At 44.0% G+C, this 19,712-nt stretch carries 19 protein-coding genes; 7 read left to right on the top strand and 12 right to left on the bottom strand.

Features of this window, described 5'->3' with window-relative positions; all coding sequences use genetic code 11:
- Positions 1-159: 159 nt before the first annotated feature.
- Complete coding sequence (locus EO98_RS03195; RefSeq protein ID WP_048140761.1) at positions 160-2,004, top strand: M3 family oligoendopeptidase; 1,845 nt, start codon at positions 160-162, stop codon at positions 2,002-2,004.
- A 586-nt stretch (positions 2,005-2,590) separates the two neighbouring features.
- Here EO98_RS03195 and EO98_RS18815 read toward each other — a convergent pair.
- A complete protein-coding gene (locus tag EO98_RS18815) occupies positions 2,591-2,764 on the bottom strand; it encodes a hypothetical protein (RefSeq protein WP_200895231.1) in 174 nt (57 codons plus the stop codon).
- Positions 2,765-3,104: 340 nt separating this feature from the next.
- Here EO98_RS18815 and EO98_RS03185 point away from each other — a divergent pair, with 340 nt between their 5' ends.
- Positions 3,105-4,292, top strand: a complete 1,188-nt coding sequence (locus EO98_RS03185) for a tetratricopeptide repeat protein (RefSeq protein WP_235283616.1) — start codon at positions 3,105-3,107, stop codon at positions 4,290-4,292.
- A gap of 589 nt (positions 4,293-4,881) precedes the next feature.
- On the opposite strand, the gene EO98_RS03175 is transcribed toward EO98_RS03185, so the two are convergent.
- The 8 genes from EO98_RS03175 to EO98_RS03140 form a co-directional block, all read right to left on the bottom strand.
- The gene (locus EO98_RS03175; protein WP_048140756.1) at positions 4,882-5,571 is read right to left on the bottom strand and encodes a TIGR00153 family protein; all 690 of its coding nucleotides are present in this window, start codon (positions 5,569-5,571) and stop codon (positions 4,882-4,884) included.
- Positions 5,568-6,596: an inorganic phosphate transporter gene (locus tag EO98_RS03170; protein ID WP_048140754.1), complete on the bottom strand. Its 1,029-nt coding sequence runs from the start codon at positions 6,594-6,596 to the stop codon at positions 5,568-5,570. Before EO98_RS03170 ends, EO98_RS03175 begins: the two co-directional genes overlap by 4 nt.
- A gap of 623 nt (positions 6,597-7,219) precedes the next feature.
- Entirely contained in the window at positions 7,220-8,464 is a 1,245-nt protein-coding gene (locus EO98_RS03165) for a methanogenesis marker 16 metalloprotein (protein WP_048140751.1), read from the bottom strand.
- Positions 8,461-9,135 (bottom strand): (Fe-S)-binding protein, encoded by a 675-nt coding sequence (locus tag EO98_RS03160; RefSeq protein ID WP_200895230.1) that lies wholly within the window; start codon positions 9,133-9,135, stop codon positions 8,461-8,463. Before EO98_RS03160 ends, EO98_RS03165 begins: the two co-directional genes overlap by 4 nt.
- A 2-nt stretch (positions 9,136-9,137) precedes the next feature.
- The gene (locus EO98_RS03155) at positions 9,138-9,842 is read right to left on the bottom strand and encodes a GTP-binding protein (protein ID WP_048140749.1); all 705 of its coding nucleotides are present in this window, start codon (positions 9,840-9,842) and stop codon (positions 9,138-9,140) included.
- A gap of 7 nt (positions 9,843-9,849) precedes the next feature.
- Positions 9,850-10,692, bottom strand: a complete 843-nt coding sequence (locus tag EO98_RS03150) for an ATP-binding cassette domain-containing protein (RefSeq protein WP_156161000.1) — start codon at positions 10,690-10,692, stop codon at positions 9,850-9,852.
- A gap of 1,166 nt (positions 10,693-11,858) precedes the next feature.
- Positions 11,859-12,536 (bottom strand): M48 family metalloprotease, encoded by a 678-nt coding sequence (locus tag EO98_RS03145; RefSeq protein ID WP_048140746.1) that lies wholly within the window; start codon positions 12,534-12,536, stop codon positions 11,859-11,861.
- Positions 12,537-12,657: 121 nt separating this feature from the next.
- Positions 12,658-13,017 carry a BlaI/MecI/CopY family transcriptional regulator gene (locus EO98_RS03140; RefSeq protein ID WP_048132826.1) on the bottom strand — a complete coding sequence of 120 codons (360 nt, stop codon included), beginning with the start codon at positions 13,015-13,017 and terminating at the stop codon, positions 12,658-12,660.
- 286 nt (positions 13,018-13,303) lie between these two features.
- Between EO98_RS03140 and EO98_RS03135 the strand changes: the two genes are divergently transcribed.
- From EO98_RS03135 to EO98_RS03115, 5 genes are all read left to right on the top strand, one after another.
- Positions 13,304-14,467 (top strand): ABC transporter permease, encoded by a 1,164-nt coding sequence (locus tag EO98_RS03135; protein ID WP_048140744.1) that lies wholly within the window; start codon positions 13,304-13,306, stop codon positions 14,465-14,467.
- On the top strand, positions 14,460-15,239 hold the full coding sequence (locus EO98_RS03130) for an ABC transporter ATP-binding protein (protein ID WP_304413518.1): 780 nt from the start codon (positions 14,460-14,462) through the stop codon (positions 15,237-15,239). The genes EO98_RS03135 and EO98_RS03130 overlap by 8 nt, the downstream gene beginning before the upstream one ends.
- A 24-nt stretch (positions 15,240-15,263) precedes the next feature.
- Entirely contained in the window at positions 15,264-15,755 is a 492-nt protein-coding gene (locus EO98_RS03125; protein ID WP_048140742.1) for a Fe-S-containing protein, read from the top strand.
- Between the two features lie 23 nt (positions 15,756-15,778).
- Positions 15,779-16,774, top strand: a complete 996-nt coding sequence (locus EO98_RS03120; protein ID WP_048140740.1) for a GNAT family N-acetyltransferase — start codon at positions 15,779-15,781, stop codon at positions 16,772-16,774.
- Between the two features lie 191 nt (positions 16,775-16,965).
- Positions 16,966-17,535 (top strand): hypothetical protein, encoded by a 570-nt coding sequence (locus tag EO98_RS03115; RefSeq protein ID WP_048140738.1) that lies wholly within the window; start codon positions 16,966-16,968, stop codon positions 17,533-17,535.
- 124 nt (positions 17,536-17,659) lie between these two features.
- Here EO98_RS03115 and EO98_RS03110 read toward each other — a convergent pair whose 3' ends face one another.
- The 3 genes from EO98_RS03110 to EO98_RS03100 form a co-directional block, all read right to left on the bottom strand.
- Positions 17,660-18,187: a nucleoside deaminase gene (locus EO98_RS03110; protein WP_235283615.1), complete on the bottom strand. Its 528-nt coding sequence runs from the start codon at positions 18,185-18,187 to the stop codon at positions 17,660-17,662.
- Between the two features lie 336 nt (positions 18,188-18,523).
- Entirely contained in the window at positions 18,524-19,057 is a 534-nt protein-coding gene (locus EO98_RS03105; RefSeq protein ID WP_235283961.1) for a hypothetical protein, read from the bottom strand.
- Between the two features lie 216 nt (positions 19,058-19,273).
- The coding region (locus EO98_RS03100; RefSeq protein WP_048160026.1) for an IS5/IS1182 family transposase at positions 19,274-19,712 on the bottom strand (439 nt) is incomplete at its 5' end.

Below are 19,712 nucleotides of genomic sequence, written 5' to 3'. Positions count from 1 at the left end.
ATGAATTTGAGGTTTTTGATTGCATTTTTGAACACTTTCTTTGAATACTTTCTGGACATCAGGTTAATATGAATCAGTCCTTATATATTCTCATTCCTACGTATTACGTTCACAGTTATAGATTGATATATAGATTGATAGTTATTAGGGGTAGAATTTATGGACAGAAATAAAGAGCTTAATCCTGATGAAGTTACCACGGAATGGAACAATTCCTATCTTTTCAGTAGCAGGGGAGATGCCTTAGAAAAGCTTGGGGCATTAAAAAATAGCTCGGAAGAAATAAACGAAACTTATCGTCCGGAATTTGAGAAGCTATCCGGGACTGCTTTACTCAGGTATCTGGAAGCCGAAAAAGAGTTTTCAAGATCCATTGATATTCTCTACACTTATGCATACACTCAGCTCAGCAAAAACGTGAATGAGCAGTTCTTCATGTCTCTTCTTGCGGATACCCAGGACCTGCTTACAGAATATAAAAAGGTTAATGCCTTTGCAACCGTGAAACTGACCTCGCTCAGTAAGAAGGAATGGGTCAGGCTCTTTTCCGAAGAACCCAAACTTGAGCCATACAGGGCTTATCTTGAAGCGACCTATATAAGGTTTGCAGAGCACAGGCCGGTGGATGAAGCTCAGGCCGTATATCTGGCAGAGATTGAAAATCAGCGCATGAAACTGGAGACTGAGGCCCTTTCTAAAATCACCAATACAGTCACCATGGCAGGAAGCATAACTCTTGAGAACGGGGAAGAGTTCTCAGTAAATTCCCAGTCTTATAATACTCTGCTTTCAACAGACCAGAGCCGGGAAAACAGGATGAGATGTTATGATAAGAGGTTTTATCACCTTATAATCGAATCCGATTCAATGGCTTCTCTCTATGCGGAAAAAGCCCGCCTTGATGACCTTGCTGCAGGACAGCTAAACTACCCGGACTCTTACGAAGCCAGCCTGTACGGCCTTTATCTCACAAAAAATCAGGTTGATGATATGAATACGGTTTTTAAGGAGAGAAAACCCGTATTTGAAGCTTATAATGAGTTTCGGAGGAAAAAGCTCGGGCTTGAAACGCTCAGGCCGTATGACCTAATTTTGCAGTTGACGGGTCAATCTGGTAAAAATTATGCCTATACAGATGCTTTGCAGGAGATCCAGAAATCCTATTCCGGGATGGATTCCCGTTTCAACGAAATTTTCTTAAAAACAGTAACCGAAAATTTCATAGACGTATATCCTGCCCCCGAAAATGGAAAACAGCCCGGAGGTTACTGTTACGGCCTCTTTGCTCTGAAGGCTCCGGCCCTGATTTTTATGAACTACAACGGCATTATCAGTGACCAGAAGACTCTTACTCATGAGCTCGGGCACGGAATTAATTTTTATCTGATGGGCAATTCCGTGGATTATCTCTACTGCACGGGCCAGATCTATGAAATGGAGGTCCCGTCCACGTTCAACGAAGAACTCTTTGTTGATTATGTGGTCGAAAACTCTGATAAGGAAACCGCAGTTGCCGTGCTTGCCCAGCATATAGGGGAATACCAGAACTACTTTACCCGCCAGCCGATGATCACGGAATTCGAATATAAGGCCCACCGATTATGTGCTGAAAAAAGCAATGCAGACGGAGCTGTCAGCGGAGCAGAACTTAATGCCCTCTGGACCGCCCTGTCTAAAGAATATGGAAGCGACTCAGTAGAATATTACGCTGAAGATTCTGCGGAATGGACCTACATTAACCACATTTACCTGACAAATAACTACTATACTTTCAACTATGCAATTTCAAAAGCAGTAACTCTCGCCCTCTTCAAGCAGTACAGGGAAGCCACGGAAACCTTCAACAAAAACTACATTGCCTACCTTTCTGCAGGTTCGACGCTGATTCCTGAAGAAAAACTCAAGAAATATTTCGGGATAGAAATCAACAGGCAGCTCTTTGAAGATGCCATGGATGTCGTGGAGCTGAGAATTCAGGAACTGAATAAACTGGAAAATGGCTGATGAACCTGAATTTCTCTTAAACCTTTTTTCCCTTTACTTATTTTTTGGTGGTTCACCAGGAGATACTGAATTCAGAACTTTCTTTCCTGTCCGAAGAATACTTTCCTTGATCTCGGGAGCCTCATTTTAATTCACAGATAAATATAAGCGCCTCCGCCAGCTTGTCTGGCGGCTCTTCCCAAAATGAAAGAAAAACAGATTTGAAAGAGAAATTAGACTGAAATTTCTGCCGATTTGACCTGTTTGGTTCTCTTTTCCACTCACAATCATCCTTACCAACTTTTAATTTTCCTTTGTCTCTTCCTTTTCTTTCTTTTTGGGAAAGACCGTTCTCCTGCGTCGAGCGTGACAAAAACGACATGATAAGGTGAATGACGTTGTATGGATTGAGAAATATCTATAAATTAGTCCGCTTGAGCGAGCGAAGCGAGTGAAACGGACTGCGGACTGTTGCACTTGTAGTGCAACTCCCGGAAAATCTCCGAGTTCCTGAGATCCCGAGGCCCAATTCGGGAGACGCGACTATGTAACGGTGAACAACCTGTTTCTTCATTCATGCATTATAGGCATCATATATCTGTGCAACTCAGACAACCATTCCCATTAAAATCCCGATTCCGATAATGCTCATGAATGCACTGATTATCAGGGCTGCCCAGACGCCAAGTGCCTTGAACACGTGCCCCTTTACAAGCTGGCCCAGACCGGGGATGAAAAAAGAGAATAGTGCTGGGACGCCGTGCGTTTGTTTGTGACTCATAAATTTACCCTCCCTTATTTTTAGTAAATATGTTCCCTAAATGATATTATTAGGAATGTTCACTACTTTAATAAATTTAGTTGATTATTAATATTTCGGGCAATAGAACTCTTTATTGAAAGCATGAACTCTTTGAAAAGTAACAGTCCAGAAATTTAGAATGGAGGTCATGTATATTTACATGTCAGTCTCTGAATAGGCTGTCTTGCTGTACATACTCCGGTCTTTGAAAAGAAAGCTGTAGCTGTGAAAAGAGTAATTGCAAGCTTCGAAAAAGGCTTGAAAAAGGCTTATATCCTCATAACTCGAAAACAACGGTAAGACCAAACCGAAACTCTCAATGAAAATTATGATCCACAAAAAGAAAACCGAAAAATCCTTTGAATGGGACCCTCCTGCTCCTTCAACAGTCTATATTAAAATCAAAAATCTTCCGTATGAAACCTTCAAAACGCGGCTGAACCAGGGACTGGTTACTACCGAGCTTGACCAGATACGGTACCGTCTGGAGAGGCACATCTACTGCTGCGGGGTCTGTTCAAAATACATAAACGGGTACTGTATTATCACTAACCGAAGGGCTGAGTCCGGATGGATCTGCAAGTCCTTCGTGCCGAAAGAGGAGTTTATATATCTTGATTCCAGACCTGACCGGGAGGATTCGGCAGGGTTCAGATACCTCTCTGAAACCGGGCTTGAAAAGGACAGTCCCGAAGGTGAGGGGGAAGACGGAAGTCCGGAAAGCACAGAGGCAGGAGACCTCTACGAAAAAGGAGTGGCTCTTTACAGACAGGGAAGGCTAAGACTCGCGATTCAAGCCTTTGACCGCGTGCTTGAAGGAAAACCTCTGGATTTTGCAGCCATGTTCCATAAAGGAAATTCCCTGCTGAAACTCAAACGCTATGAAGAAGCTCTCGAGATCTTCAAAAGAGCCTTGGAAATTAGCCCTGATAATGCAGGGCTCTGGACTAACCTGGGGTTTGCTCTAACAAAGCTTGAGCGCTTCCGGGAAGCTCTTGATGCGTTTGAAAAATCGATTCTCCTGAACCCTGTGCAGAAACACGCCTGGGAAGGCAAGGATGCAGTGCTCGCCCGGATACGCTTTTGTGAAGAGAAACTCAGCGAATCTGAAAAAGCCCTGGAAAGAAATCCTGATGACCCGGATACCCTGTTTGAAAAAGGGAAACTCCATCTCAGGCTTGGAGAACAGGAAAAAGCTGTGCAGTCTTTTAAAAAAGCCCTTGAGATAAAACCTGAAAACGCCGAAGCCTGGCAGCTCCGGGGAAAAATTCTCTTTAAAGCCGGTTCGGAAAAGGAGGCACTGCACGCTTTTGAGAAGGCAACCCGTCTGAAGCCCGATCATCCAGAAGCCTGGTATGAAAAGGGAATGGTTTTCCTGAAACTTGGAAATCCGAGAGGGGCAGAAAATGCTTTTAAGATAGCAGCCGACCTCTGGGATAGTAAAGGGCTCAAAACAAAAGCGGAAAGTGCACGTGAGAAAGTTAAAAGGCTGAACTCCCCGAATTGATCATAGGGATCACAGGAAATCAAGGATTTTCGGGAAGCTGCACTCGAGAGGTCTAAATTACAGATCCTTGACCTTTACCACCTTATTCGCTATCCAGTGTCGTTTTTGTCACGCTCGACGCAGGAGAGCGGCCTTTCAGACAAAGTAAGAAAAGAATAAGAAAGAAGAGAAAAAAGCCCGAAAACAAAAACGACTGATGGCACCCGTAAGAAACCAAAACGTAAAGTAACCAGGGGAACAGAGAACTCCTGTTTCTTTTGCTTTTTCTGCTTTTTTTGCAGGGTCGCCAGGCAAGCTGGCGGAGACGCTTTATATTAACCTGTGAATTGGAAACGGTTTCCGGGGTAAAGGAAAGTATTCTCTCAACCCAGGGGCATTTATTCAGCACTTTTTCTCTTAATCGGGGTGTCGTCTTGTCAGGCACTTTTTATCTGGTTGACAGGCCGGCCCTAGACCCGCATGGCGCAGGGGGAGAAAACTGAAAGCTTCCAGCTCCGGGCACCGGAATAGATCCAAAAATTAATCAAAATAGACCTGCAGAGTTCGGAAAAAATATCAATATAAAAAAGGAAGTGAAGTAAAAGGAAACTTACCTTCTGAGGATCATAGACCTCAGGCGGTCAGCTGCACTTGCGGACTTATCAGCAATGCCTCCTACCTTTTCAACAAGCCCCATAAGGTGGCAGACCCCTGCCCCTCCGAGAGCATCTTCATGTTCGAAGATCTTTTTTAGGAGAGCTGTCTCAAGCACATCTACATCATGTTCCAGCCTTTCGACCTGAGGGACGATCTGCATTGTTTCTTTGATTTCTTCCTTGCTGAAAGATGTTGCAAGTAGTTTGTAAAGTTCACCCACAAGCCCCTCGTACAGCCTGGCGGTTTTCAGGGAGGCTGCCATGAGTTCCAGAAAGCCTTCCTTGATTTCATCCGGGAGGTTTTTACAGGGGCGCAGAGTCATCCAGTAGGCTGAAGCCTGGGCAAAATCAGCGATAGAGTCCTGCTGCTTGAGGAAAGAAAGGAGGTCCTTTTTATTAACCGGCAGCCTGATGGAGGAGGGTATGCTTGCCCTGATTTTCTGTTTGATTTTGTCGGCATCATGTTCCAATATGTCGATTTCTTCAGTCCGCTCATTAAGAAGTACCTGATCTCCTTTACAATAAGCTTCCATTGCTTCAGAGAGCTTCTCAACTGCAAGAACCCCTTTTTTAGCGTGCATTTCAAGAGGGACGAAGGGAGAGTCTGCGACCACGTCGAGTACGGAACGGATGTAGTCTTTCATAAAAATATCACCTCGAGCCCCACAAAGATTATTGCCGATGTAAGGGCAGCTATGGGGACTGTTGCTATCCAGGAAGAAATAATCCTCCAGATTACGCCCAGGTCAACGGCTGCAAGTCCACCTGCAAGCCCTACGCCAATAACCGAACCTACAAGGGTATGAGTAGTCGAAATCGGGAGGGAGCTGTAACTGTGTAGCAGAACCACCGAGGCAGTTGCAAACTGTGCGGAAAAACCTCGAGTTGGGGTGAGTTCCGTGATTTTCGACCCTATGGTTTCGACCACCTTATATCCCCAGGTTGCCATGCCTATTACCATGCCGAAGCCACCCATTATAAGTACACCGATGGGGATTTCGCTTCCTGTTACCCCCATCACGTTAAGCGCGGCAGAGAGAGGACCTACGGCGTTTGCGACATCGTTTGACCCGTGCGCAAATGCGATATAACAGGCAGTTAGGAGCTGTAAGAATATGAATTTTTTCTCAACGGCAGGCATATCTGAAGCCTTGTGAAGGTAAAGACTCCTTATTAGAGAAAAGATCAGAAACGCAAGAATAGCTCCAAGAGCCGGAGATATAAACCAGCTAGCAACAATTTTCAGAAGAACAGCCCAGTGAATGTCAGAAAAAGAGATAGTTCCGTTATAAGCTGCAATCAACCCGAAGCCGAGCACGGAACCAACAATTGAATGGCTGGTTGAAACGGGAAGGTTGTAAAAAGTTGCGAGCGTTATCCAGAAACTTGCGGCAAGAATTGCAGCCAGCATCCCCAGCACCACAATATCCGGGTGAATGCTGCTGATCATATCAATGGGAACGATCCCTTTTGCAATTGTCGAGGTAACCCGTTTTCCGAAGAACACGGCACCCAGGAATTCAAACACAGCGGCAATGACAATGACCTGCTTGATTGTTAGGGCACCCGTTCCTACTGAAGTCCCCATAGCATTTGCGAGGTCGTTTGCCCCTATGTTCCAGGCCATGTATAAGCCTGCAAGGATAATAGCTATGACAAGTAAATCCATTTTTTTCCTTACTCCAGAGATTTTAAACTCCAAAACTACTATAATTACTATGATGCATAATTGCTATGATGCATAATTGCTAGATGCATAATTACTAAATGCATGATTGCCATGATGCCTCAGATTTCTTCCACTTTATGCTTGATTTATGGAGTCTACACCTGTTCTCCTTAAATCCATGTCTCTTATGGTATTCCAGACCATTTCATTATATTTTATGTTTTCCATATATTTTAGGCCGCTCTATATAATCTATAGATCTATATATGTCTATTATTAATATATCTTAATGTCTCTTTTCGAGTGCAGAGATCCTTCTATAAGGGGGTCTGACATTAGGTAATTTTATTTCCAATGTAGGCAGATGAGTTCGATTTATGCAAATTGACCTCTCGGGCAGGCGTTTAATTTTTACAATAAGTTTATTGATTAACCGGGTTTTAAGCCTGTTTGATTTGAGACCTATCTGGCTAGAGATAAATTCAGGAGAAATACCACTGTTCCGAGTATTTTTCGTTAATGATAAACATTAAATACGTAAGTGAGATGATAAAAAATTGAAAATTGAAAAATAATGTCCTTATATCTAATAGCTTCAAAAAAAGGCTGATTAACCCTCCATGTTAGAGAGGTTCCAGCATCTGTGTTGGCGTAAACTCGTGCTTCAGGATACGGTTCTTAAGCATCGTACAGAGTCTTTCTGCCCGCGCCCTGTCTGACTGCCTCAGTGAGATCGGGACAGTTCCTTCTGCCAGTTCTATAGAGCCCAGTCTTGCACGGAATACTCCTTCAGAACACTGGAGTGTACAGGTGCCGCAATTGATACAAAGGTCTCTATTGATAACGAAATTATTTGAAATTGCATCCTTAGGACAGGTGCGCATTGCGGCACAATCCGGATGGTGCAGGCACCGTTCTTTTTCGACCCGGATGACCCTGTCAGTGCCTTCCCAGATATGCCCGTAGTTTACTTTTGTATGTGCAGTGCGCCCGTTTACATCCGAGACAGGCAACGGGACATTGTGGTCCAGGATTTTTAATCCTGAGAGGGTCTCTTCATCAAGGACAGGTATAGGGACTGCAAGGGAGGTAAGGCACTCAGGCCCGTGTGAGGTTTTCATCCCGCCCATCATCGCCGGGTCCATTCCCTTCATATCTGCAAAGGCAGAGACATTCGGTTTATCGGGGCTGGACCTGGTCCCTCTCCCCATAATATAACCGAGTGCACCATTCAAAAGAACCCTTGTACCCACGCCTATTATCCTGCGGGAGGGGTCGTTCTGGAGAGGGTTTATTTCCCCGCATCCTGAGACCGTTGCTTCCGTAAAAGGTCCTGTCAGCCCTGTCACAGAAAAAATAGTGTTGATTGTGGCCGAAGTGGGGTTTATCAGGGCATGGTAATTTTTAAACGCGAGCCGTGTGGTAATGATCCTGGCATAGTCGATATCATCAAGCGTAACCTGATTTTCATATATCCTGCCGTGTGCTTCCACGAGGACGTCAATCTCTTTTCCTTTTACAAGGTCCCGGAAAAGGTGTCCTCCGCCATACCGGTCATCTGCATGCGCTGTCCCGTTTATCACAAGGTCCACAACCCCAAGCCGTTCGTTCGGGCAGGGGCCGGGCTGAGCAGGCACACCATTTAGCCAGATGGAGTCTGCCCTCTCAAAATTGCACTTTCCGGCTACCGGCACCATCATAACTGCCATTGTGCCGGACATCACGCCAAATGTTCCGGTCGTGACCACATCCACATCATCGAGAGTTACATTTTTCCCGGCACGTACCATGGACTTGAGTTCGGCAGCAGTTAGAATTATCGCTTCATCCCTGGCGATTTTCCTATTAATTTCCTCGATAGTCTTCATAATATCCTTATATCCTCAAGCCGGACGTGGAGTCCTGAAGGTTTTTGAAAACTCATGTTCACAAGGGCAGTATGTGCAATCCCGATCATGCAGTTGCCAGGCAGGAAATACTGGCGGGTCCCGAAGACAGGGGGTTTTCTTATAGTACTTGCAATTCCTTCGAAAGCGTGGACATGATACGCCTGGACGTCGTGGACGTCTTCTTTTCTTGCGGCCATGGGACCCACAGTATGGCACTCAATTACACCTGTGACCGGGTTTGCACTCAGGACTCTCAAAGCATGATAGACAGGACATCCCGGACCTGCCGGACGGCCGGTTACGAGGTCTCCTTTTTTGACATCCCATTTTTCCACAAGGTCTGCCCTGAAAGGCACTATAAATTTGCGGGCTGACGGCTCACCCGGAAACGGAAAGAGTACGAAGTCATATTCTCTCCCGACAACGTCTACACCTGAGTAAGTGATATTTCTGGCCTGGATCGCAAGATTTTCCCGGCTCAAAATGTTCCCTGGGCTCAAAATGTTATCCGGGCTCAAGATATTGTTTTTACTGTAGAAAGGACACAGTTCCAGCTCTGCTAATCCGGCTTCAAGCCGGCCAACAAAGTCAGAACAGGTCTGGGAACCGCAGGCCCCACAGTTTTTACCCGGGGGATTCCATTCAATCACCCTCAGTCACCTCTGTACAGGGGCTCTGGCATATCCAGTGGCCGGATGACTCCAAAGTGGTTTTTCCACCCAATCTCTTTTTTACCGATACAAATCGTACATACGCCAAGAGGAGGGGAGCCTCTGAGCATGATAGGATCTTGCCCTATTTCCGGTTGATTGACAATTCTTCGCATCAGGTATCTGAGCCCGGTTCCCTGAATTGCATTTGTCTCTACAATGTCAATATCCGGGACAACTTTTCTGATGCTTTCTCTGAAGACCTCTTTTTCTGCCTGTGAGACAAGGTCGGTTTTCGTAACAACTGCCACATCTGCAAGAGCGAGCAGAGGTGCCATTTTAAAGGGTGAGTTTGTGCCTGAGATCGAGCTGACAACTGCAATCCCGAGAGAATGTGTTGTGTAAGGAGTACACCTTAGACAGAGACCTGCACTTTCAATTATCAGAATATTTCTTGAAAGGCTCTCCGCCCAGTGCAATGCGTCATCAAGGACGAGAATTCCCATATGGTCAGGACATACATCTCCGGAATATACCTTTTTGACAGGAATGCCAAACTCTTCTGCAAGTTCCTCATCTTCTGTTGCATGCACAACGTCAATTTTGAGAAAGGCAGGAAGTGAGCCTTCAGGCAGGTTCTTTATAATCTGGCGAATTACAACAGTTTTTCCTCCGCTGGGAGGGCCTGCGATTATGAGGAGTTTCATCTGTAGATCACACCCTGTTCAACTGAAATCCCTGTTCAACCGCAGCTATTAAAACTTCTGAAGAACCGGATGAAGAACCGGAAGAAGAATCTGAGGAAAAGGAAGCTCCCAACCTGAGTTGTTCTCTGATCAGGTGGAGTCTGTCTTCAACTACGGCAAGGTCTTCAATAAGGTCCTGCTCCTGTCCTGTCGGTTCGATCACAGAGGAAACTCCTCCATACCTCATTACGATACGCCTGCCTGCTGTAAGAGCCAGGTAAGGGTCGTGTGTTACAAGGATAACAGCCTTGTTTCCTCTCTGGAGAGACTGGATAACACGGTCTTTGAAGATCCCTGCATTCTCAATCTCATCAAGAAGAAGTATCGGAGTGTCACCGATTACAAGGGCATCTGCAATCATAAGAGACCGGGTCTGGCCCCCGGATAAACCGCTCATCCGGCTTTTAAGGCTGATCTCTTCTCCGGTAAATGTATTTGCAAGATTTATTGTCTCATCGAGTAAATCGTCCCTGCCGGGTCTCCGTGCTCTTATATGCATAAGCAGGAATTCTTCGACTGAAAGGTCCGCAAGACAGCGTGTATTCTGGGTAATCAGGGAAATAGGTTTGAAGGCTGGCTCCCGTACGAAGGCCTCGGGAGGTTCTTCCCCATTGATGAGAATCCTTCGACCTGTTATGGTATCCCCCTGTGCAAGATTTTCAATATCATTGATTAAAGCCGATTTTCCCGAACCTGTCGGACCCACTATTGACAGGGTGTCCCCGGGTCTGATTTCTATCCTGTCAAACCCTTCCTGTTCTCCAAGTCTGTTCCGTCCGGATTCTATGGTAAGAGTAAATTGCTGTGTCATGTACTCAACCATTCCTATCTTAATTTTATAAACCTTTCCGTAAATTATGAAATTTTATCCTATTATGCCCAAATCATAAAAAAATATACCCATATTGGGATAATAAATGGAATAAAGTGGAAAGAATATAATAATTAGAAACTATGAATCAACTAATTCGAACCTGTGCATCTCCTCAAGAATTGCCTGAAGAGCTGGTTGATGAGCTGTCATTACATGAGTACGGATAAAAAGAGGGCTGAAACTTCAAGTTTATTAACCCGGGTAGGTTAACAATTGTGAACACTGATATAGTAACAATTGTGAACATATATAGGTTGCGATACATCCCATCTGACAGGAAAAAGTAATCAGATTCGAAATTCTTGAACTACAAGCCGGTTCAGGGAAAATCGGTTGATACTATGCCGGGCGAAGCAAAACGAATGGGTTTTCCGTTTATTCTTTGCAGCGCCGCACGCCCTTCACCCATCGCGCATTAATAGATAAAAATGAAAACATCAGATGTGCCTGGAATTCCGATCCAAAATTATTATCCATGCAGCCGGACACGTCCAGAAAATCTGAATACTATGAAAAAAGTCCTCCACAGGGTCCGAGAGATACTTTCCTAAATCCCAAGACCATTTTGAAACCCACAGGTAAATATAGGACGCTCCCGCCAGCTTGTCTGGCGGTCGGTTGAAAAAGAAGAAAAAGAGATAAAAAAGACTGAAAAAAAGTATTTTTCAGGTAGAATTTTACTTGCTGGTTTTAGTTGCTATCTTATCGGTTTACCGGCCATTTCTACCTGTTAGTTTCTTACAGGCTTTCCCAGTCGTTTTTACTTGCTGGTTTTTCTCTTTTTTTTACGATTTTGGGAAAGGCCGCTCTCCTGCGTCGAGCGTGACAAAAACGACACGGTACAGTGAATAAGGTTGTATGGGTCCGAGAAATCGTAATTTAGCCCTCTTGAGTGAAGATCAATGCTAAAACCCATAAGTTAGTCCGCTTGAGCGAGCGAAGTTAACTGCTACAATCCATAAATTAGCCCTCTTGAGCAAAGCGAAAAGGGCAGCGTACTGCAGAGCCGCAACTCTGCTGAAACGGACCGCGTACTGTTGCGATTACATCGCAACTCCCAGGAAATCTCCGATTTCCTGCGATCCCGAATCGCAACTCGGGCTTTACTCCAGTTTTGCCCTTGCGGATTCTACTGCAGTTTCGCTAACAATTTTACCGGCAAAAACGTCAGCAAGAACTTCAAGTTCATCCTCTGAATGGTTTTTTGTGAAAGTCATAAGTGATAGCTGCCTCAATACAGGAGTTTTGTTATTATGCCGAATGTGCCATACTTCATGGGCAAGTACGGCTTTTAATTCCGAATCGTCCATCAGTTCAAGCATCCCCAATGATAAAAAAATGCTTTTTCCAGAGGCAAAAGCCCCCGGTACTGCTGAATCGTAATAATACACCTTTGCTCCTTCGGTTAAATTATTCACAAATGCCTGGGGCCAGTCCATGATGTCTGTAATCGGCTGGGCGCCGTGTCTTCTGATCAGGATTTTATAATACACTCTTGGCAGGAGCATAATAATTACAGTTGAAAGAATGACATAGGCGGTATAGATTTCGATTGTCAGCATTTGACTGCACTGCATAGCGGAAACAATTGTGCCTATAACCGAGATCATGAATAACTGTGCAGCAATGAACGAAGAAATCCTGAGAACCGGTTTTCTGGCTTTAAGATAAAACGTGAAAAGCAGTAAAGCCAGAAATGCCTGTATTCCTATTAATGGCAAAAGGTCAGAACCGGTGATGCACGTTATATAACAGTCAATTTCTTGCGTTATGGAGAACATATCCTCCGCCCAAAAACTTGTATTCTTAGAACCTGCTTCTCAAGGACTCTCACTTCTGAATTCACTTCTGAATTCACTTCTGAATTCACTTCTCAACTCATTTTTTAATCCACTTCTGAATTCACTTTTTACCGTGATAAGTATGGAAATTTTCAATAGCCACCTTGCCGAAGGTATCTACAAGGCTGTCCAGCACTTTTTTTGTGATGGTATTTGCGGTATTGTCCATAGACTCTGTTGCAGAATACAGATACCTTACCCTGTTCCCGCTTTTATCCACCGCTCTTTTTGCATAACCGGCTTTTACAAGCCTGTCCAGGGTCCCTGCCACGCTGGATAAAGGAATACCTGTTTTTTCGGTAATATCCGGCGTTGTTGACTCCTGATTTGTCCACAAAACCTCCATGATCTGGGCTTCAATGGGACTGAAAAATTTGGTCAAACCCTCATTGGAAAGATTTATTCGGTCTAATTTAACCATGGCTTTACGACTGCTGTAAACAAATATAAGCTTTGTGATGAGCTTTAGGATAACTGGTTTTTATCCAGGGCTTTTTTTGCACAGGTAGTTTACATCCAGCGTAAAGTTAAAGTAGGTTTACACTCAACGTAAAGTCACACCTTTACATCAAGTGTATAGTAAATTTGATTCAACGTAATTATTCAACGTAATTATCCAACGTGAGAATTGAAGGTAAACTGTTGAAAAGTAAACCGCTGAAAAGTAAATCGGCAACAGGTATTGAGGATTACAAATGCGTTTACATATGTTAGTCTTAAAAGACATATCCCGCAGGAAGACAAAACTCGGATTTGCAGTGCTGAGTGTGGTAATAGCTGCTGCAGCAATAGTAGCTGTAGTCACCACATTTTCCGCAGCAACCGAGGGTCTTTATGAAGAATCGAATAAGTTCGGTGCAAACATCATTGTCAGACCTGAGGTAACAACCATACCTCTTGTTGCGGGTTCAACGTCTATTGGTTCTCTGTCTATGGGAGAGAACTATATTGAAGAATCGGAAATTCCCAAAATTTATACTATTAAAAATAACTCCAACCTGGCAGTTGTAGCTCCAAGATTGTATGGGGTCGCAGAACTTGGCAATTCTTCTGTCGTTATAATGGGGGTAGACCCCGAGAAGGAGAAAAACCTCAAGTCCTGGTGGGAAGTCCAGGGGCACTGGATAACTGCAGAAACCCCTGAGAAAACCGAAGTAATGGTAGGTTCGGATATAGCCGGCCCCCTGGGGCTGAAAGAAGGGTCCCCGATAACCCTTAGCCAGGGTAATCTTTCAATTGATGCCGTTGTTGCCGGGGTAATAGAAAGCACGGGAGGCAATGAAGATGGATATGTGATTCTTCCGCTTGCAGCATCCCAGTACCTGCTTTCTAAAGAAGGGAAGGTCAGCAGTTTAGAGGTAAGAGCACTCTGTAACGACTGTCCTGTTGAAGAAATGAGCAGGCAGATAGAAGGAGTGTTCCCCGGACTGGAAGCGCGGTCAATGAGCCAGATTGTAGATACCGAAATGGCAGTTGTCGAGCATACTCAGTCTTCCGCAATGGCGGTCTCAATAATTACCCTGCTGGTGAGCACATTAACAGTTGCTTCCACCATGCTTGCATCTGTGAATGAAAAGCTGAAGGAGATCGGTATTATGCGAGCGGTCGGTGCAAGTAATGCTCAGGTGGTGTCCATGCTTTTCTTTGAAGGAGCAATTATCGGAATAATCGGTGGCGGTATTGGATTTGCCATAGGTACGGCAGCCTCGTCCATTGCCGCTCCTATGCTGGTCTCGGTGTCGCCTTCGCCAATGTGGGAAATCCTGCCGCTGGTTGCCGGAATCTGTATACTTACCGGAATGGTGGCTTCGGTTATCCCTGCAAAAAGAGCGCTTGGAATTGACCCTGCGGAGGTGTTGAGAAGTGTCTGATAATCCCGTATCTAACAGTCCTGTGCTTGAGAACCCTGTGCTTGAGAACCCTGTGTCTGAAAAGCCTGAATTTTCCGTTAATCCGGAAATGCCGGCTAATCCTGAGGACCTGAGTACAAACCTGATTCAGGTCAAAGATGTGACAAAAAAATACAGGCTTGGCCACAACGAGGTAGAAGTCCTGCACGGGATTAATCTGGAAATCAAAGACGGGGAATTCGTGTCCATTATGGGCCAGTCGGGTTCCGGAAAAACCACTTTAATGAACATTATCGGGATGCTGGACAGACCAACTGGTGGAAGCATCCTCATCAAAGATATCGATATCACAAAAAAATCCCAGAAAGAACTTGTCGAGTTCAGGCGCAGGACTGTTGGGTTTGTGTTCCAGCAGTTCCACCTTATTCCCTCCCTCACAGCCTATGAAAATGTTGCCCTGCCGCTGGTGTTTGCGGGTGACAAAGATGACGGCGCAGTTGCCAGCGCTCTTGAGAGAGTCGGGCTGGCTCACAGGATGCACCACAAGCCGGTAGAACTGAGCGGAGGAGAACAGCAGAGGGTTGCAATTGCCAGGGCTGTTGTTATGAAACCGAAAATCCTGCTTGCAGACGAGCCCACAGGAGCTCTTGATGCAAACACCGGTTCCATGATAATCTCTCTACTAAAATCGCTGGCAGGAGAGGTGACTGTCATAATGGTCACTCATAACAAAGAGCTTGCAGCGTATTCTGATCGCATAGTATACTTAAAAGACGGAAATGTTGCGGTGTAAAAAAACTATATCGGAGTAAAAAACATGAATGGAAAATTAATACTTACGGTTTTGTTAGCAGTAGTGGTGTCTCTGGTGGCAGCCGGATGCACGGAAATAGGGTCAAAAGGTACAGCTGATGCAAGCCCGGTAAAGGCGACCTGGATTACCACTCAGGCCAGTGGAAACCAGATATCCATTCCTGCCAGTTCTGTGGAAGAGGATACAAACGTCCACTTTAAGGTAAAAACCGACAGCGGGGAAATTGCAGTCATGGCATACAAATTTAATGGTGAGGTCTTTGTCAGGTCCAATGTATGCCCTCCTTGCAATTCAATAGGATTTACCCTTGATCAGGGCACCCTTGTTTGCGATTCCTGCGGCACGGTCTTTGATGCAGCAACAGGAAACGGCATTGAAGGAGGCTGTGTGGCATATCCGAAGGAAAGCATCCCTTACACGATTTCAGATGGCAAGATTACTATGAAACTCGGGGATGTGGTGGCTGCTCACGAGAAAACTATTGAACCGAACTAACAACTATTTGCACGGGGCTTAACATGAACGAAATTGAAGTTAGAGAATTGGTGCCATCCGAATACAGAGAATGGGATTTGCTTGTGGAAGAGGTCCGGCCCGGCACCCCCTTTCATACCAGTGACTGGGTAGAGATTTACAGGGATGTCCTTTCAAGAGATCTCAGGATTTATGGTTGTTTCAAAAACGATGAGCTTGTGGGAGGCTGCCCCATTTTTGTTAAGAACCTCAAAGGGGTCCTGAAGGTGGCATCTTCGATAAGCAATATGACTGACTATTGCGGACCTCTTCTAAAGGAGAGTTCCAGCCCCAAAACAAGCAAAAGAGTACAGGAGACCCACGAGATCTTTAACGCCCTCCGGGAATTCCTTTGCAGGCAGGGTTTTGATAGTATTAACCTGAAATTCTCTCCCGGGATTGAGGATATAAGACCATTCACCTGGAACGGATGGGACTCAAAGGTCCACTATACCCATCACCTGGACCTGAACGAAGATGTAGAGAATAACATTTCAAGGACGATCCGGAAGGACCTTAAATCCGCATCTGAGGCCGGACTCAGGACAAGGATATGGAATGATCTTGAAACTTATTATGAGCTGTTTTCCAAAGTATATGAGAGACAGCACCTGAAACCTCCGCTTCCCATGAAGTTTTTCGAAAAAGTATTCAATCTGATTCGGGAAAAAAATATTGGTTACATGCTTGTTTCCGAAACTCCCGAAGGAGAAGCGGTTGCAGCACATCTGACCCTTTACGGGAAAAAAGGCACTATTGCCTGGTCTTCTGCCCGGGACCCGGCTTTTAGCCTGAGGGGGTCCAATGCTCTGCTTTATTATAAGGAGTTTCTTGACCTGAAAGCCAGAAATTTCGAATACATGAACGTTATGGCAGGAAACGTTCCCAGATTTGCGGATTATATCATGGGCTTTTCTCCGAAACTTGTGCCTTACTACAGCGTAACTCTGGAGAATAAAAGGTACTCAGCCCTGAAAGCTTTACACAAAATAGCGACTTGATCCGGAAAACCGGAATTCCTGATTTACAGAACTTCAGGCATACAGTCTACAATACATATAAATTTGCGGAGATTGTGTTAATATTCAGAAGTTATTAGTATCAGTTTAATTTTAAATTTTTTGACAAAACCGCTATCCAGAAAGAATAAAATGGATTTTTACGTCAATCTATATTTCATAGGGGCGATTTAATGAGGATCAAAATTGCGATGGCATTGATGTCTGTTATCTTTATGGTTGTGATCGCAATTATATCCAATGGATTCCATTTGCTGCCTGATAGTAATGAATCTGTCATTGTAGAATTTATGAGCACTATCTCTCTTTTCGGTTCTGTGCTTTTCTTATTAGAAGCAAGAAAAGAACTACCCGGATGGTATCTGGCAGTCCCGTTTTGTATTTCGCTATTTTTACTGGTTATTGTAAGTTTTTGGGAAGTTAGTGGTGGAGAACTTCTTAGTGACTACAGGTACCTCGTAACACCCCTCGTGATAACACTTCTGGCGTTATTGTCCCCATTCTCGCTACTGGTCTTTTTATCTTTGCATGGGCATCCATACTCGATGAAAGCATATCTTGCAGTTTCATCTATAGCGAGTATTATTTCTATATTTTCCCTTTTCTTTGCAGTCTGGGAAATTTCATCAAGACACCCACAAGAAGCGTCTTTTAGTGACGGTCTCATAGCAATTTATTTCCTTTACTGGCTGGTTGTGATGCCGGTTATGGGATTAAGTTTTTTGCTTCGTGCAATAAAGTAAATGAATAATAGGGTTGTATGAAGCAGAATGCCAGGTCGGAGAAACTGTTTACTCTTAACGCTCATGTTCTGGAAAGGGTAAATAATTGAGAGGGTTTGATTAGTTTTTGAGATAAGCTTCTTTATTAAGCCTGGTCCTTTCGGGCCCTGCGAACGGCAGCAAGGCCTTTCCAATCTTCCATGTCAAGCTCCGGCTTTTCGCTCCGATATTTCGCATACAATGTTATTCCCACAGGGTCTTCAAGGATATCGACTTTGACGCCCTTCTCGCACAGCATCTGTTCATTGCCCGAGGCGTTCGTAACATCGCCGACGACCACGCGGTCGAACTGGCGCATGTATATCAATGTGGCGCAAACATCGCAGGGGCTGAGCGTTGTGAAAATTGTGGTATTGCTGAAGTCCTTCCGTCCCGTATCGCGTATGGCAGAAGTTTCACCGTGGTTATAAGGGTCGTTGTCCTGCACAAGCGTATTATGCCCTTTGCCGACAATCCGGCGCGTATTGTTATCGATGATGACGCCGCCGATAGGACAGCCGCCTTCATCATAGCTTTTTTGAGCAAGTAAAACTGCTATACGCATAATATTGTGGTCGCTCAGTTTAAAGAAGAATTCATCTTCAACTATCGCAGGAAGACTTTTCGTGGGCAAATGAGCGATGACATTAAGCACCTCTTCCGTAACAGGCGTGTCTTTTGTAATGAAGTGTTTCATAGGATCCCCCTTTTCAAATCACGCTAGTGTCGTGGCAAATTAATTATGGGGCTTTAATATATATAATTCATCATCAGTAGTCCTTTGTCCTTATTTTGATGACTCATAACTAAATTTCCTAGACACTAGTATTCTTTTCAGCATCATTAAGATATTTGAAATTGATTAATTTATATTGTTTACCATATTAAATCAAATTAACATTCAAAGTAAATTCCGGCGGGCAATTATAAACTTTTTTGTTCAGTCACGTGAATAACCAACGAGAAGCATTTACTCATCACCAAAGCGGTGGAGAATTGAATCAATAGGCTCGATTTCAAACTTCTCCGCACCAACAAGACAGGACCCTTCAAAATCACATGTCCAGATAGGATATGCTGAATATTTCTCCACAGATTCTTTGTGGAACTCCCTAACCGGAAGGGATCGAAGGTTAACATATTTGTCCAGTTTTAGATCCAGGGTATCGTAAAGAATTTCAGTTAATTCGTTCAGTAAATTTAATAGTACCATGGTTCGCTGGAATTCCGGATTCCACAACCCGATTCTTTCTACAATCTCTTTAACCGTGATATACTGCTCATACTCCCACAATTCAAGTATATCATTATTGAAATACCTGGATACTATTTCATAAATGCCTTGAATATTAACTATTGATTGAGGAGTTTCCTCGTTAAGAAGTGTATCATTATTGAAATGTTTGGATACTATTTCAGAAACACCCGGAATATTAACTATTGATTGAAGAGTTTCCTCATTAAGACGTATGAAAAGAATTCTGTCAAAATCGTCCTTTGTCATTTTGCTGTAGTTCATGTATATCGCCATTGATTATTGCATAAAAATCCTTAAGAAAAGAAGGAGGTTAATTTCTAATGAAGCTTCCTCTTTTGAACGGTCACGATATAATATAACAGCTTAGCCTTATGACCTTCAGGAGCCAGGCTTTTCTTAACAATGGCTGAAGCGAGATTAAAAGAGCTTGGAGTAATTTACGCACATGGATACTGATTGAGCTCATCCCAAAACTTGATTTAACCTCATTATTGCTGCAAACATTACAACTCCCAAGTATGATATTTCTTTGATTTCATATCTTGGAAATACTTTCTTGCATGACTCTATCCAGCTAAAGAACCTTTCTACTGCACTTTTCTTTTTGAATTCATCCCAATCTACCTTTATTGGTCTTCCTTTTTTCTTTTTCTTTCGATTTCTTATGTTTACTGGTATATTGGACTTTATTCCTCTTCTTCTGTTATATTTTCGAATTTCATCTGTATCATATATTGCATCAGCTGTCACTTTGGAAGGCCTGTTTACAGGCCTTCCTATAGGTCTCTGTATCTTGAAATTCTTAAGTGTAGGTACATAAAGCGTGGAGTCATTCTCATTTGCAGGAACAACAATAATAGAGAGGGGTAGCCCCTCTAAATCTACTAAAACGCTTATTTTT

The organism is Methanosarcina sp. 2.H.T.1A.6, from assembly GCF_000979455.1.
In the GTDB taxonomy this organism is placed as follows: Archaea; Halobacteriota; Methanosarcinia; order Methanosarcinales; family Methanosarcinaceae; genus Methanosarcina.
This window is presented reverse-complemented; position numbering and strand designations above follow the sequence as displayed.